13 protein-coding genes and 2 pseudogenes are annotated in these 15,622 nt (G+C 64.0%); 7 read left to right on the forward strand and 8 right to left on the reverse strand.

The window, feature by feature from the left end; genetic code table 11:
* Positions 1 to 294 precede the first annotated feature (294 nt).
* Genes KBX18_RS05430 through KBX18_RS05440 form a run of 3 tightly spaced genes read right to left on the reverse strand, consistent with a single transcriptional unit; the run spans position 295 to position 3,514 of the window.
* Positions 295 to 2,046 (reverse strand): pyruvate dehydrogenase, encoded by a 1,752-nt coding sequence (locus KBX18_RS05430; RefSeq protein ID WP_255995134.1) that lies wholly within the window; start codon positions 2,044 to 2,046, stop codon positions 295 to 297.
* A 49-nt stretch (positions 2,047 to 2,095) separates the two neighbouring features.
* Positions 2,096 to 3,283: an alpha/beta hydrolase gene (locus KBX18_RS05435; RefSeq protein ID WP_255995135.1), complete on the reverse strand. Its 1,188-nt coding sequence runs from the start codon at positions 3,281 to 3,283 to the stop codon at positions 2,096 to 2,098.
* Positions 3,284 to 3,514, reverse strand: coding sequence for a hypothetical protein (locus tag KBX18_RS05440; protein ID WP_255995136.1), 231 nt, complete (start codon positions 3,512 to 3,514; stop codon positions 3,284 to 3,286).
* A 90-nt stretch (positions 3,515 to 3,604) separates the two neighbouring features.
* On the opposite strand from KBX18_RS05440, the gene KBX18_RS05445 reads away from it, so the two are divergent.
* Entirely contained in the window at positions 3,605 to 4,396 is a 792-nt protein-coding gene (locus KBX18_RS05445; RefSeq protein WP_255995137.1) for a carbon-nitrogen hydrolase family protein, read from the forward strand.
* On the opposite strand, the gene KBX18_RS05450 is transcribed toward KBX18_RS05445, so the two are convergent.
* Entirely contained in the window at positions 4,393 to 5,313 is a 921-nt protein-coding gene (locus tag KBX18_RS05450) for a hypothetical protein (RefSeq protein WP_255995138.1), read from the reverse strand. The two genes, KBX18_RS05445 and KBX18_RS05450, sit on opposite strands and share 4 nt — an antisense overlap.
* 73 nt (positions 5,314 to 5,386) lie before the next feature.
* Between KBX18_RS05450 and KBX18_RS05455 the strand changes: the two genes are divergently transcribed.
* Positions 5,387 to 6,775: a sodium/glutamate symporter gene (locus KBX18_RS05455; protein ID WP_005288290.1), complete on the forward strand. Its 1,389-nt coding sequence runs from the start codon at positions 5,387 to 5,389 to the stop codon at positions 6,773 to 6,775.
* Here KBX18_RS05455 and KBX18_RS05460 read toward each other — a convergent pair.
* Positions 6,772 to 7,260 (reverse strand): YafY family protein, encoded by a 489-nt coding sequence (locus KBX18_RS05460; RefSeq protein ID WP_255995139.1) that lies wholly within the window; start codon positions 7,258 to 7,260, stop codon positions 6,772 to 6,774. The two genes, KBX18_RS05455 and KBX18_RS05460, sit on opposite strands and share 4 nt — an antisense overlap.
* Before the next feature lie 436 nt (positions 7,261 to 7,696).
* On the opposite strand from KBX18_RS05460, the gene clpB reads away from it, so the two are divergent.
* A complete protein-coding gene (gene clpB, locus KBX18_RS05465; RefSeq protein WP_255995140.1) occupies positions 7,697 to 10,345 on the forward strand; it encodes an ATP-dependent chaperone ClpB in 2,649 nt (882 codons plus the stop codon).
* A 129-nt stretch (positions 10,346 to 10,474) separates the two neighbouring features.
* Here the strand turns inward: clpB and KBX18_RS05470 are convergent, their stop codons facing one another.
* Together KBX18_RS05470 and KBX18_RS05475 are read right to left on the reverse strand one after the other, a co-directional pair.
* Positions 10,475 to 11,068 carry a hypothetical protein gene (locus KBX18_RS05470; protein ID WP_255995141.1) on the reverse strand — a complete coding sequence of 198 codons (594 nt, stop codon included), beginning with the start codon at positions 11,066 to 11,068 and terminating at the stop codon, positions 10,475 to 10,477.
* Positions 11,069 to 11,207: 139 nt separating this feature from the next.
* Positions 11,208 to 11,522, reverse strand: a pseudogene (locus tag KBX18_RS05475) (integrase core domain-containing protein); the annotation flags it as partial.
* A 91-nt stretch (positions 11,523 to 11,613) separates the two neighbouring features.
* Here KBX18_RS05475 and KBX18_RS05480 point away from each other — a divergent pair.
* Positions 11,614 to 11,957, forward strand: a pseudogene (locus KBX18_RS05480) (DNA methyltransferase); the annotation flags it as partial.
* Positions 11,958 to 12,209: 252 nt separating this feature from the next.
* On the opposite strand, the gene KBX18_RS05485 reads toward KBX18_RS05480, so the two are convergent.
* The gene (locus KBX18_RS05485; protein WP_051904784.1) at positions 12,210 to 12,593 is read right to left on the reverse strand and encodes a helix-turn-helix transcriptional regulator; all 384 of its coding nucleotides are present in this window, start codon (positions 12,591 to 12,593) and stop codon (positions 12,210 to 12,212) included.
* A 109-nt stretch (positions 12,594 to 12,702) separates the two neighbouring features.
* Here KBX18_RS05485 and KBX18_RS05490 point away from each other — a divergent pair, with 109 nt between their 5' ends.
* The 3 genes from KBX18_RS05490 to KBX18_RS05500 form a co-directional block, all read left to right on the forward strand.
* Complete coding sequence (locus KBX18_RS05490) at positions 12,703 to 12,948, forward strand: hypothetical protein (RefSeq protein WP_038589537.1); 246 nt, start codon at positions 12,703 to 12,705, stop codon at positions 12,946 to 12,948.
* Between the two features lie 66 nt (positions 12,949 to 13,014).
* Complete coding sequence (locus KBX18_RS05495) at positions 13,015 to 14,955, forward strand: cation-translocating P-type ATPase (protein ID WP_255995142.1); 1,941 nt, start codon at positions 13,015 to 13,017, stop codon at positions 14,953 to 14,955.
* 29 nt (positions 14,956 to 14,984) lie between these two features.
* The coding region (locus tag KBX18_RS05500) for an ATP-binding protein (protein WP_255995143.1) at positions 14,985 to 15,622 on the forward strand (638 nt) is incomplete at its 3' end.

Consider the following 15,622-nt stretch of genomic DNA (forward strand, 5'->3'; position numbering starts at 1 on the left):
ACTTGGACCTAGCTCGGACCTAGCCCGGGCCACGCTGCCCGGCGTGCGCAATAGTTTACGTGCCGGGTTCACTAAAATTGTGTTTGTGCAGGTGGGCGAGCCAGAGGTCTGTAAATCGAAATCGAGTTTGTCAACTTTTCCGCACGTGAACCCCAAGGGGCGCACTAAACCCACACGCGCACCGCAATTGGCGCACGCCGCACGCGCACCCTAGGCACTCGCGCGGGGCCGCCTCAGAACCCAAAAAGAGGGCCAGCCACAAGGCTGACCCTCTCCGAGAACTAGCTCACCAAGCTAGAACTCGATCGCTGCCGCACCCTTGATGTTGCGGAGGTTAGAGCGTGCGAGCTCGACCATGTTGCCGATGCCACCGTCGAGAACGGTCTTGACTGCGGACTCGGTGAAGCCCTTGATCATGGCCCAGTCGAAGTTGGGCGGCAGGGACAGGGCGTCGGGGTCGGTGACGATGTCGACCAGCACCGGGCCGTCGTGGGCGAGGGCCTTCTTCAGGGTCTTCTCCAGGTCCTGCGGCTTTTCTACGCGGAAGGAGGTGATGCCCACGGCGGAGGCGATGTCGGCGTAGTTGACGCCGTCGTGGTCGGTCTGGAATTCCTTCAGGCCGGCGACCATCATCTCGAGCTTGACCATGCCCAGGGACGAGTTGTTGAACACCATCATCTTGACCGGCAGCTCGTGCTGTTTGACGGTGATGAGCTCGGACAGCAGCATCGAGACGCCGCCGTCACCGGAGAAGGTGATCACCTGGCGGTCACGGTCGGCGGCCTGAGCGCCGATGGCTTGCGGCACAGCATTGGCCATGGTGCCGTGGCGGAAGGATGCGAGCTCATCCTTCTTGCCGTTCGGGGTGATGTAGCGGGCGGCCCAGACGTTGCACATGCCGGTGTCGACGGTGAAGAGGGCGTCTTCGTCGGCAAGTTCGTCGATGAGGTTGGCGGCGTACTCGGGGTGGATCGGGGTGGCCTTGTCGTTCGGGCCGTAGTTGTCGATCACGTTCTCGAGCAGGCGCGCGTGCTCCTTGAGCATCTTGTCTAGGAACGAGCGGTCCGTCTTCTCCTCGATGTGGGGGAGGATGTTCTCGATGACGCTCTTGACATCACCGACGACGGGGTATTGCACCTTCGTGCGGCGGCCCATGTTCTCGGCCTTGATGTCGATCTGGGCGACGTTCCCGGTAGGCAGCCAGTCGTTGTAGGGGAAGTCGGTGCCCACCAGGATGAGCAGGTCGGCTTCGTGGGATGCGTCGTAGCACGCGCCGTAGCCGAGCAGGCCGTTCATGCCCACGTCGAACGGGTTGTCGTACTGGATGTGCATCTTGCCGCCGAAGGAGTGGCCGATGGGGGCCTTGATCTTCTCGGCGAGCTGGAGGACTTCTTCGCGGGCGTTTTGGACACCGACGCCGCAGAAGAGGGTCACGGTTTCAGCGTCGTTAATTGCTTGGACCAGCGCCGCAGCTTCGCCGGAGTCCGGGAAAACGCGCTTGTCGGTGCCGCGGGCGATGGTGGATTCGAGCAGCGGCAGGTCTACTGCGTCCTGGCTGGCGATGTCACCGGGCATGACGAATACGGATACACCGTTGCCGGCCATCGTGGACTGGATCGCGTGGTGCAAAATGCGCGCGCCCTGGGTGGCGGAGTTGGCCATCTCGCAGTACCCGGAGCATTCCTGGAAGATCTTCTCCGGGTGGGTTTCCTGGAAGAACTTGGAGCCGATCTCCTGGCTGGGGATGTGCGACGCAATGGCGAGCACCTTGTTGCCATTGCGGTGGGAGTCATAAAGGCCCTGAATAAGGTGGGTGTTGCCCGGTCCGCAGGAGGCTGCGCACACCGCGAGTTCGCCGGTCACGGAGGACTCGGCACCGGCTGCGAATGCGGCGGCTTCCTCGTTGCGGACGTGAATCCACTCGATGTTGCTTTCCGCGACCGCGTCCGATACCGGGTTGAGCGAGTCACCGACAATGCCGTAAATGCGCTTGACGCCGTTCTTTTCTAGCGTCTCCACGATCTGGTGGGCGAAATCTTTAGCCATAAGAAATTCCTTTCATTTTTGTTGCACCACCACCGTACGCGCTTTTCGCTTATCGACGCGCCATCCGCCCCAGCCCCTCCAGCATCTCCGCGTCCGTGAAGTAATCGGTGTGGGAACCGCGCACCCCGTTCAGTTGGTCGGCACCAAAGATGGGGCTCGAGGGGTTGTAGCCGTGCACGGCACCGAACGGTCCCCGGAGAGCCCGGATCGGGTCGGTGGGGGAGTCCACGACGGTGACCTGCGGATCATCACCCACAAGCGTCAGTTCGTCGGCGTTGCGCGCCGGGACACCGGGCGAACCGGCCAGGACCAGGTCATCGGCGAACAGCCCGTGATCCATTGCCGCGCGGGTGGCCACGACCGATCCGTAGCTGTGGCCGATGACGATCTTGTGGGCGCCGGGGAAGCGTTCGTCGATAGCCATTTGGAAGATTGCGAGGTCGTCGGCACCGGCGCGGGCAGCTGACGGGTCAATGCCCGAGGGGACATCCGGCGGCGGGGCGTACCCCTGCCACACGATGACGGCGCCGCCGGTCGCATCGGCGACGTTCTGTGCTTCTTCGATGGCCCGGGGAAGTTTGGCCGGGGTTCCGGAGGACACGCCCGAGACCATAGTGGTCACGGAGCTGGGGTCGATGAGGTCGCCGGCGCCACCGTCGGCAACATCGCTCCGCGGCCCGACCATGACGGTGTACCCGCCGGGGCCGGCCTCGAGGAGAAGGCCGTCCGCATCCTCGATCGCGTCTCGGACGGATGTGGGGGCGGTGCCCATGTTCCGCGCGCTGATATCGTTCAGCGACTCCCCGGGATGGAAAGCCAGCCGGTCCAGGTCGGCTTCGTGCTCTAAGAGACAGGCCCCGGAGATCGCGGAAGCGCAGGCCTGGTCGAGCATCCGGGCGGCCAGGGCCAGGCTGACGACGGCGGCGCGGTGGGCCGCCATGGCGGGCGGGGGAACGATGGCTGTCCGCAGGGCCTCATTTGCGAGGTCGAGGGCGGCCTGCGCTGTGGCGGCATCCTCCAAGATCCCGGCCACAGTATTCATCTGGTCGGCGGGCCCATCGAAGGCGCGCCCGAGATCAGCCAGACGGCCCAGCCCGGCATCGGCGGCCGGTCCCGCGAAGCCGATGGAGGAGAGGGAGGTGAGGTGGTGGGAGGTGTCGTCGATACGCGAAAGGGCGCTGGTGCGCGCGGACCGCAAGCTGGACGCGGCGGCGGTGAGTTCTGATGTGACCAGCATTTATCCTCCGAAGACCGTGTCGTCGACGTGGACGGCGTCGGCGACGAAGCTGTGCAGTTCGCCGTCGTGGGCGTGGAGGGCCTCGTCGCGGCGGCGCAGCGCGGCCTGGAGGGAGTCATGCGCGCGGGCGAGTGCGGTCGCGGTCAGGCTGAGAGTGGCCAGTCCGTCCATCGTGGGTGCGGACCATTCGGACAGGTAGGGGAGGTTACGTGGCGTTTCGATGTAGCTCATGGCCCTAGCCAAAACCATCCGCAAACTAGGTGCAACAAGGCCCGATTTTGCCTGTGGAATTCGGCGAGAATTGCACATACGCTGGGGCGCATGCGTATCGGACTCGTGCAAATCACCACTTCCGACGACAAGGCGGACAACCTCCGGCTGGCGTCCGAAAAGATCCGCGAAGCGGCGGACAAAGGTGCCACCCTCATCGTCTGCCCGGAGGCGACTTCGCAGGCGTTCGACTCCGGCCGCCTGGACACGCAGGCCGAGGAGCTTGACGGGCCGTTTGCGACGGGGTTGCGCGAGCTTGCCCGCGAGCTCGGCATCACCATCGTCGCCGGCATGTTCCGCCCCGCCGACAGCCAGGGCGAGATCAACCGCGTCTACAACACCGCGCTGATCACCGGAAACGGGCTGCATGAGGGGTACGACAAGATCCACACCTTCGACACCGCGCAGTACCAAGAGTCCAAAACTGTCCGCCCCGGCACCGACCTGCACACCTTCACCCATGAGGGCGTGACGGTGGGCGTGGCCATTTGCTTCGACATCCGCTACCCCGAGCAGTTCAAGCAGCTCGCCCGCGAAGGTGCCAAGGTCATCGTCGTGCCCACCAGCTGGGCCGACGGCGAAAACAAGGTCGAGCAGTGGAACATTCTTTCCCGGGCCCGCGCCCTGGATGCGGGGGTGTTCATCATGGCTCCAGACCAGGCTCGGCCGGGTGGTTCCGCCGAGGCAGGAAAAAATTCCGGGCCGACCGGCGTGGGGCACTCGATGGCGGTCGCGCCCGACGGCCGTATCCTTGCCGAGGGCGGGTACGAGCCCGAGGTCCTCGTTGTCGACATCGACCCCGACGAGGCCGCGAAGCAGCAAGAGTCGCTGCCGCTCCTTTAGAACAGCGTCAAAGAAAGCCAGTCTGTCTTTTCTGCGAGGGAGCGGATGCCGGGCTCGTTGGCACCGATGGCGTCGACAAGCAGATTGACACTCATCTGCTGCTTTTCGACGTCCTCAGCCATCCTCCCCACCAGCTCAAACACCGCCGCACGCGCCCCCGGCAACCTCTCGCCCGTGCCGTCGACGGTGAAGGTCACACCTAACGCGCCGGCGGGCAGGGTGAGGTCTATGGCGTCGCCGCGCGGCTCGCCGAAAGTCCAGTACTCGCCGATGCCCGGCACGCGAATCGGGCCAGCTTGGCCGCCGTCCCGGAGATTCGGAAGCAGGAAGAAGACGAGCTGACCGTAATCGTTCGGAGGAACGGCGGGAACGAGTTCCTCCCACTGCTGCTGAAGAGCATCAGCTGCCCCGCTCACCGCTGGGCCAGCGTTCGGCCGCAGGACTGGTAGCGACTGGCCGGAAAGGTAATCGACCGGGGCAGGAGCCTCAAGATAGACAGCGCAGCCCGGCATGCCCGAGCCGTTGATCTCCGGCGGGATGAATAGGGGCAACACGCCCGTGACCTCCGCGGCCGTCGCCGGCGGAATGCCGTCCACATCCGCCCGGCGGGCCACCGCTGCCATGCCGATCAACCTGCCGCGGGCGCGGTCGAGCAGCTCGCGCTCGTCGGCCTCTGTCATCCGTCCCGGAAGCTGCCCTGCCAGCGCCAGCGCGCGGGAGAGGGCTTGCTCCATCTCGTCGGCCAATGCCTCGTAATCCTCCGGGGTGACGCCCAGGCGCCGCCGGTCCAAGGCAGTGTCTTCGACGGAGGGTGTGGGGGAGGGGGTGAAAAGAACGTCGATAAGCGTGCGTGCTTCAGGCACCTGCGTGAGCTGCGCGTCCAGCTCTTCCCGTGCCATGTGATCAAGCTCGGCCATGCAACAAACACTAGTATGTCCGGGCTGCACGCTAAGCTAACCGGTATAGCACAATTCGTGAAAGGTCCGGCACATGGAATTCACACCTTACGACATGCTGCTTGACGTCGGATGGATTTCCCTCCTTCTCATCGTCGGCAACGTCCTGCGCCAGCGAATCCGCATGCTCCAGCAACTGCTGCTGCCGGCCCCAATCACGGCCGGTTTGCTCGGACTGGTTCTTGGGCCGGAGGTGCTCGGGTGGATCAACTTCTCAGAGAACGTCGGCACCTACACCACTATCCTCATCGCCGTCGTGTTCGCGTCGATGGCGTACTCGATGGACCTCGGCGGGTCCGTGGCTAAGGGTGCGCGCAACATGTGGGCGTTTTCCACCACGATGTTCGTGTTCCAGTGGGGCCTGTTCGTGCTGCTCGGCCTCTACCTGTTCAAGCCCGTGTTCGGCACCGAAGACTGGTTCGGCATGATGCTGCCGGTCGGTTTCGTCGGTGGCTTCGGTACCGCCGCGGCCGTGGGGTCCTCGCTGGAGGACATCGGTGTGGAAGGCGCATCCTCGCTCGGTTTCACTGCCGCGACCGTGGGCACGCTTGTCGCCATCGTCGGCGGTGTCATCGTGGCCAACTGGGGCATTCGCGCCAGCAAGACGACCGAGCTGCAGGGCGAACTGCCGGAAGACCTCCGATCCGGCTACATCGAGAACGAAGATGAGCGCCCATCCATCGGTAAAGCCACGACCAACCCGTCGTCGATCGAGCCGCTCGCGTTGCACGCCGGCTTCATCGTTTTCACCGTGCTCATTGCCTATGTGCTTAACGACGCAATCAAGGCCCAATGGCCCAACGTCTCCATTCCCTTGTACGCCCTGTCGTTCGTCATCGGCTTGCTGGGCCGCCTTGGCCTGCGCCTGGTGCGCCGCCCGAACTACCTGGACAAAGACACCGTTAGTGCCATCTCCGGTGCTGCGACCGACTACATGATCGCGTTCGGTATCGCCTCCATCGTTCCCGCCGCGCTGGCGGACTACTGGCAGGCGCTCGTGCTGCTGTTCGTTCTCGGCGTGGTGTTCTGCCTGTTCTACCTGCTGGTCATGGCGCCGCTCTACTTCGGTGAACACTGGATCGAGCGCGGGCTCTTCGGCTGGGGCTGGGCAACCGCCGCTGTGGCCACCGGTATCGCGCTGCTCAAGATGGCCGACCCGAAGCTCAAATCCGGCACCCTGAACGAATACGGCGTGGCCTACGTCGGCTTCGCCCCCTTCGAGATCGGCATGACCATTCTCGCGCCGATTGCCGTCATCGCCTCCTTCACCGGCGGATTCGGGTGGATTTCCACCGCGATCGCGGCGGGCATTCTGGTCATGAGTTTTGTTCTCAAATGGGCCCCCGCGAAGAAATACGCCGACGGTCAATCGGGCGCGGGGTCCGGCGGTTCAGGAAGCACACGGATCAAGAACGCGATCTAGCCCCCGCTTTTCGACGCTTTCGCCTCCACCCTCATCTGATAACCCTCCCCGTACTTCTTGAGGAGGGGCATCCGCAGCGACTCGAGGAACGCTTCGGGGAGAAGCTTCCTGATGCGCTCTTCGAGGTCATTAGCCCGTTCGGCATATTCGTCCTCCGGGTACCTGATGTAGGCAAGACCTGCCAGGATCGTTTCCATTTCATCCTCGCTGAAGATGAGGGGAGGGATAGCATCGACGCTCTTGAGCTGGTACCCGCCGTAGAATCCGGGGCGGCCCTCGACCTCGAATCCCAACGCGCCGAGTTCTCCGATGTACCTGCGCAGCGTGCGATCGTTGACACCGATCCGCTCCGCAAGCTCGCTACCTGTGAATGTTTGCCTGGTTTGCAAAAGCGCGAGCAACATCGCGCCTCGTAGAAACGGTGGGCACTTGGGGCGACCTTCAAAGATCGATCCAACGTCCTTCGCTTCGGCCTTGTTTGTCATGGCCTGTTTCCCCTCTTTTGTCTCCCACGATCCACACAGCCCCACGGCCGTGGTTGCCGCGATGAATCTGCCGTTAGGTTAGTTTGGTGGATATGTGCTCGCCAGCGGTTGTGGGCATGACTGACCGCATCGTTGGTGTTTTTATGTCTTGAGCAGCGATTTTGGTGCTGCTAGAACCAGGGCATAAAAGCCCTAGTTCTCGCCCGTACGAAACTCCTGCTAGAACCCGAAAAACGGTCGCAACTAGGACATCGGTGACCGCATCGGCAGGAGCGCACATGTCCGCATGTAGGCGGAAAGGGCCAGAGGGGGGCGGGGCGTCGTCAAGCTTTTTCGCCTTGAGTGGAACAGACTCAACCTTGCGGGCGTTGAAGTGAGCGACCACCTAGCGTGGAGTTAGGAATTTAGAACAAAAGCATTCAGAAAGGAGCCCCTCGTGAGCTCATTCAACCCCACTACAAAGACACAGGAAGCTCTCCAGCAGGCTCTGCAGACGGCTTCTGCCAACGGCAACCCGGATATCCGTCCAGCGCACTTGCTGCAGGCCATCCTCTCCCAGGAGGAGGGCATCGCCGCGCCGGTGCTGAAGGCAACCGGTGTTGACCCGCAGACCGTGGTGAAAGAGGCCGCCGCCATCGTGGACGGCTACCCGAAGGCGGAAGGCCAGAACATGGCCAACCCGAACTTCAACCGCGACGGCCTCAACGCGCTGAACACTGCGCAGGAACTCGCCAGCGAGCTTGGCGACGAATACGTCTCCACCGAAGTCCTCCTCGCCGGCATTGCACGCGGTTCGGATGAAGCCGCTGACCTGCTGAAGAAGCGGGGTGCGACGTACGAGACCATTAAGGGGGCGTTTCCGTCGGTACGCGGGCACCAGAAGGTGACCACGCAGGACCCGGAGGGACAATTCCAGGCGCTGGAGAAGTACTCGACCGACCTGACGGCACGCGCCCGCGAGGGCAAGATCGACCCGGTCATCGGGCGCGATAGCGAGATCCGCCGTGTGGTCCAAGTGCTTAGCCGCCGCACGAAGAACAATCCGGTGCTAATTGGTGAGCCAGGCGTGGGTAAGACCGCGATCGTGGAGGGCCTGGCCCGCCGCATCGTCGCGGGCGACGTGCCGGAATCCCTGAAGGGCAAGACGCTGATCAGCCTGGACCTGGGCTCGATGGTCGCGGGCGCGAAGTTCCGCGGCGAGTTCGAGGAGCGCCTCAAGGCCGTGCTCGATGAGATCAAGTCCTCCGACGGTGAAATCATCACCTTCATCGACGAGCTGCACACGATCGTCGGCGCCGGTGCGACCGGCGATGGCTCGATGGATGCCGGCAACATGATCAAGCCGATGCTGGCCCGCGGTGAGCTGCGCCTGGTCGGTGCGACCACTCTTGACGAGTACCGCAAGTACATCGAAAAGGACGCCGCCCTGGAGCGCCGTTTCCAGCAGGTGTATGTCGGCGAGCCGAGCGTGGAAGACACCATCGGCATCCTCCGCGGCCTGAAGGACCGCTACGAAGTGCACCACGGTGTCCGCATCCAGGACTCGGCGCTGGTCGCGGCGGCGTCGCTGTCGGACCGATACATCACCAACCGCTTCCTTCCGGACAAGGCTATCGACCTGGTCGACGAGGCCGGCTCCCGCCTGCGCATGGAGATCGACTCCTCCCCGCAGGAGATCGATGAGCTTGAGCGCGTCGTCCGCCGTCTCGAGATTGAGGAGATCGCACTGGAAAAGGAGTCCGACGCAGCTTCGCGCGAGCGTCTCGACGCCCTGCGTCAGGAACTCGCCGACCAGCGCGAGAAACTCGGCGAGATGAAAGCCCGCTGGGAGAACGAGAAGTCCGAAATCGACAAGGTCCAGCACGCCAAGGAAGAGCTGGAAGATCTGCGCAACCAGTCCGAGATCGCTGAACGTGACGGTGACTTCGCCAAGGTGTCGGAGCTGCGATACGGTCGCATCCCGGAGTTGGAGGCGCAGGTGGAGGCGGCGGAGGCGTCGGCAAGCGCGAAGACCATGCTGACGGAAGAAGTCACGCCGGATGTCATCGCGGACGTTGTGTCCAGCTGGACGGGCATTCCCGCCGGCAAGATGATGGAAGGCGAGACCGAGAAGCTGCTGCACATGGAAAGCGTGCTCGGCGGGCGCGTCGTCGGGCAGCACGAGGCGGTCAACGCGGTGTCGGATGCTGTGCGCCGTTCGCGCGCCGGGATCGCCGACCCGAACCGCCCGATCGGTTCGTTCCTCTTCCTCGGCCCGACGGGTGTGGGCAAAACGGAGCTGGCGAAGTCGCTCGCGGAGTTCCTCTTCGACGACGAATCCGCCATGATCCGCATCGACATGTCCGAATACGGCGAAAAGCACTCCGTCGCGCGCCTCGTCGGTGCGCCCCCCGGATACGTCGGTTTCGACGCCGGCGGCCAGCTCACCGAAGCCGTGCGCCGTCGCCCGTACTCGCTCGTGCTTTTCGACGAAGTCGAGAAAGCCCACCCGGACGTCTTCGACGTCCTCCTGCAGGTCCTTGACGAAGGCAGGCTTACCGACGGCCAAGGCCGCACCGTCGACTTCCGCAACACCGTCATCATCCTCACCTCCAACCTGGGTGCCGGTGGCTCGCGGGACGAGATCATGGAGGCTGTGAAGCGGGCGTTCAAGCCGGAGTTCATCAACCGCCTCGACGACGTGGTCGTGTTCGATCCGCTGACGCAGGACCAGCTGGTCGGCATTGTGGACATCCAGCTGCGTTCGCTCGCGTCGCGGCTCGCGGAACGCAGGCTTGCACTCGACGTCTCCGACGCCGCCAAGCGCTGGCTCGCCGACCGCGGCTACGACCCCGCCTACGGCGCCCGCCCATTGCGCCGCCTGATCCAGAAGGAGATCGGCGACAAGCTGGCCCGCGAGGTACTGGCCGGAGAGATCCGCGACGGTGATGCCGTGCTCGTTGAGGTCGGCCCGGACGCGGACACGCTGGCCGTCACCCGCGGTGCCGCAGTTGGCGGTGCCGGCGAGGCCGCTGACGCTGGTGAGGGTGCTGGCGACGGAGCCGCGCACGCCGGAGCCGACACCGACACCGCAGACGCCAACTAGCGCTGCGGCAGGCCCGACAGTCCCCACCTCGACCCCACCGCGCCCCCACCATTCCGATTGACTAGAACCCGACGACTAGAAAGCTCCGTTTCGGGCCGAGAACCGGGCAATCTAGCTGTCTGGTTCTAGCTATTTGCCGGGTTGGCTTGGGCGGCGGCTGGCCCGCTCGATCGCGCCACGCAAAGTCTCGATGCAGTACTCGGGGTTTGTTAACAGCTCCCGCGGCGAAAACCGCACAACTTCCAGGCCCATGTTGATCAGCAGTTTCTGCCGTTTCAGTTCGCCGCGGCTGATGTCGTCGAGGGATCCGTAGGTGACGCCGTCGTACTTCGCATCCCCGTCGATTTCCACGGCCACGTGGTCACCGATCATCAGGTCGGGCTCGATGTACCGCCCACCGGGAAGAGACAGCCGCGGGTGCATCCGGATGCCTTCAATTCCGGCTTCGACGAACAGCCCCTGCGCATACGGCTCAAACGGAGACAGCGCGCGCGGACTGCTCAGCTCGATGCACTGTCGAATTGTCGCGATCCCTTTAACCGGCCCAAGCCTTTCCGCTTCTCGACGCAACCTCCCAATTCCCCACCCGCTGTACTTCAACCAAGACATAGCCACCAGGCCTTCCACCAGCCCATACGTAGCGGCAATGTCGGCGGCGGTGCGGAATGGGGTGAGGGTGCGGGCGCCGTCGATAAGCGTGATCTCTTCAGGGCGCAGCTTCATGCGCCGACAACGTTGACCCTCTGGCATGGTCGTGCAGGGGTGAGCGCCGCGGGTCAGTTCGGCGGTTTCTTTCGATCGCGTAACCACCCATGAAGCGTCCTGGCTTTCGTTCCGCTTGTTTAACGCCCAACGTTTGAGCGCCTGATCGTTGATAGTAAGCGTCCTCCATCTCCTGTGGAGTTATATATCCCAGGGATTGATGAAGTCGCTGGTTGTTCCACCAGTGCACCCAGCGAAGGGTGGCAATCTCGACTTCACCGACCGATGCCCACGGCCGGTGGGGATAAATCAGCTCTGTTTTGTAGAGCCCGTTGACCGTTTCAGCCAACGCGTTGTCATAGGAGTCGCCAACGGTGCCGACAGACGGATCGATACCCGCCTGGGCGAGCGCTTCACCGTAACGGATCGACACATACTGCGAGCCGCGGTCACTGTGGTGGACAAGCCCTTCTGAGCGAAATCCACGTAGTACGGGCGCGCGAGAAGCAAGGTCGCTGCTGCACGGAGGTCCGAAGCGTGTCTCGGGACGGGCTTCCTTAACGGTGAAGTCCGGCGACGTGCTTGAAGCTCTCACCCGCGTGCCGGAGTTGCGCGAGAAGTACCTCGGCAAGGTGAAGTGCATCTACATTGACCCGCCGTTTAACACCGCACAAACCTTCGCCAATTACGAGGACAACCTCGAACACTCCGTCTGGCTCACCATGATGCGTGATCGTCTGGTTCACCTGCGCAAGCTTCTTAGCGATGACGGTTCGATCTGGGTTCACCTGGACGACGTGGAAACCACCGCATGCGCGCGCTTATGGATGAAGTCTTTGGAAGTGGGAACTTTGTGGCGGAGATTAGCTGGGAAAAAGTCTACTCACCGCGTTCCGACGCGCGAGGGTTGACCGTGCGGTCGAGGTAGACGGTGCTCCAGAGAACGATGGCTGCGGCTCTTTATGGCCGATCGCCCAGTCCCGCAGGACCATCCTCAACCGGATGTAGGAGGCTGCTCAGGCGGTGCGCGCGAGGCGGGGGTCGAGGACCATTCCGCGGAAAAGTAGCGCTAAGGATCGTTTTAGGAGCATGCGGCAAACGGCTTTCTTCTGAGCTGATTCGCGCATCGCAAGCCCATACCCGGTGCCGCGCGGTTGCGTGCTCAACCAGCTTCTGCCGGCGGCGTGGAAAGGTCGGAACCGAAGAGGGTGCGCAGAGCATCCATGGCCTCGGGGCGGGCCTTGTAGTAGACCCACACCCCTCGCTTGTCACGGTCAACGAGCCCGGCGTCGTGCAGGATTTTCAGGTGGTGGCTGAGTGTCGAAACTGCCAGGTCGAAGCCCTCGGTCAGGTCACACATTGCGCATGCCTCGCCGCCCTCGTGCGAGAGCACCATGGACATCAGCCGCAGCCGGACCGGATCCGCCAGGGCCTTGAGCATCCGGGAGACGGCCTCGGCCTGGGCCGCCGTGATTGGCTCACCGGACAACGGCGTACAGTAACCCAGCGCACTTGGCGCAGGAGGGTCCAAGGATGGGATCGACATGCCTCCATTCTAGCATACTTCGATAGTTTGACAACTATCGAAGTGTGAGTATCATGGAAGCCGGACTTCGAAGTCTGTCGAAGTACTGCACATTGTGAAGGAGACACCCGTGAACACACCCATCCAGCTGGTCCGTTCCAAGTACCGCGCGCTCGGGGGCGGATGCGTAAGCTGCTCCAGAGACCTTGCCCCCGTCGAGGCCCTGCCCGGCGTGCAGAAGGTCGACGCCCTGGCCTCCGGCGTCGTGCTGGTCACGCACGACGGCACCGTGGCCGACAGCGCCATCGTTGAAGCGGCACAGAAGGCCGGCCTGTCCCTGGCGCCGGCCGGCCCGGCACGCCCCGTCCGCGCCTGATCACCTGGTGAGGGCTGACCCTCACGAGTCATGTCCTCACGTTTCACAGAGAGAAGAAATCACCGAATGAATGCCGAATTTGACACCTCAACACAGCTCACCGCTCAGTCCCGGCGCCGGTGGTGGCAGAGCAGCGAGATGGTGGCCCTGGCGGTAGCCGCGGTGCTGCTGGCCGCGGGGCTGGCCGTGGAGTGGACCATCCACTCCGAGCCGGTGGCCCTGACCTTATTCTGGGCCACGATCGTCATCGGCGGCGCCTACCCGCTGCGCAGCGCCATCCGCGCCGTGCGCAACAGGCAGCTGACCATCACCGTGCTGCTGATCATGGCCGCCATCGGTGCGATCGCGCTGGGGGTGATCGAAGAAGCCGCGATGCTCGTGGTCATCTTTAGCCTGGGCGAGGCCATGGAAGCCTACGCCACCGACAAGGCACGCGGCTCCATCAGCGCGCTGTTGGAGCTGGCACCCCCGAACGCGAACCGGCTCACAGACGGGGGCTTCACCGAAACCGTGTCCGTGGAGGCGCTGCACCCCGGTGATGTCGTCCTCGTCCGCCCCGGTGAGCGTCTGCCCACCGACGGCACCGTCACCGAGGGTGCTTCGTGGGTCGATGCCAGCCCGGTCACCGGCGAATCCGAGCCGGTGGAGGCTTCCGCCGGGACCGAGGTCTTCGGCGGAAGCCTGAACGGCAACGGCGTGCTGCGCGTCCAGGTGACCAAGGAGCACTACGACACCATCCTCGCCCGGGTGATCGAACAGGTAGAGGAGGCCCAGGCTAACCGCAGCCGCACCGAGCGCTTCGCCGACCGGTTCAGCGCCGTCTACACCCCCGCCATGTTCGCCCTTTCGGTCCTGGTGGCCCTGGTTCTGCCGTTGTTCGGCTTCGAATGGCGTGAGGCCATCTATCGAGCCCTTGTAATCCTTGTTGTCTCCTGCTCCTGCGCGCTGGTCATCTCCGTGCCGGTCAGCGTCGTCACCGCCATCGCCCGCGGAGCACGGGACGGCATCCTGATCAAGGGCGGCATCTACCTCGAACGCCTGGCCGACATCAAGGCCGTCGCCTTCGACAAGACCGGCACACTCACCCGCGGCCGGCCTGCCCTGGCCCAGGTCACCGCGTTCGGCGGCACCACCGAACAGGAAGCCCTCGCACTGGCCGCCGCCGTCGAGGCCGGCAGCGAACACCCCATCGCCGCCGCCATCACCGCCGGGGCCAGGGACCGGGGCCTCGACATCCCCACCGCCAGGGACGCCCGCGCCCTCCCCGGGGCCGGCATGGAGGCCGTCGTCGACGGCCGAGCCATGCACATCGGCCGGCCCTCGGACGCGGACCGCACCGACCCGCAAGTCGGAGCGGCCGTGGCCGGAGCCGAGGCAAACGGCTCCACCGCCGTCGTACTGCGCGAGGACACCCGGCCACTGGCCGTTCTGGCGGTCGCGGACCAGTTGCGCCCCGACGCCCACAGCACTATCGCCGAACTGCGCGAACTAGGCATCGAACGGGTGCTGATGCTCACCGGAGACAACGCCACCGTCGCTAAAACCACCGCCCATGCCCTGGGTCTGGACGACTACCGCGCCGAACTGCTGCCCGAGGACAAATCAGCCGCCGTACGTGAATTGCGCGAACGGTACGGGGTTATCGCCATGGTCGGCGACGGAGTCAACGACGCCCCCGCACTGGCCAACGCGGACCTGGCCATCGCCATGGGCGCCGCCGGAACCGACGTCGCACTCGAAACCTCTGACGTCGCACTCATGGCCGACGAACTGGACCGGCTCCCCGCAGCCATCCGCCTCTCCCGACGGGCCCGGAACAACATCAAGATCAACATCGCGCTCAGCCTTGCCGTCGTGGCCATTCTGATCATCGCGGCCCTCGCCGGCTGGATGACCCTCACCACGGGACTGCTGCTGAATGAAGGCAGCGCCGCGCTGATCATCCTCAACGGCCTGCGTATGATGCTCCCCGGCCGCGGCGAAACCCGGCAAAAACGAACTGCATAGCCCGCGACAACAAGGTCATACAGACAAGGTTGCGTGAAGCGAAACTCCTTGGCTCAACCGCCGCACTCGAGCGCTTCGATGCCTATCCCGGCCGCGGTGTGACCCAAGACCGCATCGACCGGCTCGCCACCTGCGAATGGATCGACTACGGCAAAGACCTCATCATCGTGGGAGCTACCGGCACCGGTAAAAGTTTTCTCGCTCAAGCCCTGGCCGTCGCGGCGTGCCGCAAAAAGCTCACCGCCCGTTACTTCCGGCTCAACGACCTGGCCAACGATTTCGACGCCGCGGCTGAGCATCCCCAGGCCCGCAAACAGCTCCTCGCCGACCTGCAAGCCCCGGCACTTGCCGTCATCGATGACTTTCTCGCCACCGATGTCTCAGCGCACGCGTTGAACCAGGTATTCAACCTGCTCGTCGGGCGTGAGCATGCCTCTACCGTGATCGCCAGCCAACACGAACCCGATTACTGGTACGACGTGTTCTCCGAGGCAGCACTGGCAGACGCAGTCATGTCCAGACTCGCCAACCACGGCTCGAAACTCACCCTGACAGGAGAAGACATGCGAACCCGCGACGACATCAAACAAGGACCTGACCCCTGTTTGGTAGACACCTCTGAGTCCGGCTGTGTTGAGTCGGGGAAAGGTAATCTACCTCCATGCCT

It is taken from the genome of Corynebacterium sp. CCUG 69979 (genome assembly GCF_024454095.1).
In the GTDB taxonomy this organism is placed as follows: domain Bacteria; phylum Actinomycetota; class Actinomycetes; order Mycobacteriales; family Mycobacteriaceae; genus Corynebacterium; species Corynebacterium genitalium.

Coding starts and splice junctions, on each gene's coding strand:
- KBX18_RS05430 (WP_255995134.1), bottom strand. CDS start 2,046: ATGGCTAAAGATTTCGCCCACCAGATCGTGGAGACGCTAGAAAAGAAC.
- KBX18_RS05435 (WP_255995135.1), bottom strand. CDS start 3,283: ATGCTGGTCACATCAGAACTCACCGCCGCCGCGTCCAGCTTGCGGTCC.
- KBX18_RS05440 (WP_255995136.1), bottom strand. CDS start 3,514: ATGAGCTACATCGAAACGCCACGTAACCTCCCCTACCTGTCCGAATGG.
- KBX18_RS05445 (WP_255995137.1), top strand. CDS start 3,605: ATGCGTATCGGACTCGTGCAAATCACCACTTCCGACGACAAGGCGGAC.
- KBX18_RS05450 (WP_255995138.1), bottom strand. CDS start 5,313: ATGGCCGAGCTTGATCACATGGCACGGGAAGAGCTGGACGCGCAGCTC.
- KBX18_RS05455 (WP_005288290.1), top strand. CDS start 5,387: ATGGAATTCACACCTTACGACATGCTGCTTGACGTCGGATGGATTTCC.
- KBX18_RS05460 (WP_255995139.1), bottom strand. CDS start 7,260: ATGACAAACAAGGCCGAAGCGAAGGACGTTGGATCGATCTTTGAAGGT.
- KBX18_RS05470 (WP_255995141.1), bottom strand. CDS start 11,068: ATGAAGCTGCGCCCTGAAGAGATCACGCTTATCGACGGCGCCCGCACC.
- KBX18_RS05485 (WP_051904784.1), bottom strand. CDS start 12,593: ATGTCGATCCCATCCTTGGACCCTCCTGCGCCAAGTGCGCTGGGTTAC.
- KBX18_RS05495 (WP_255995142.1), top strand. CDS start 13,015: ATGAATGCCGAATTTGACACCTCAACACAGCTCACCGCTCAGTCCCGG.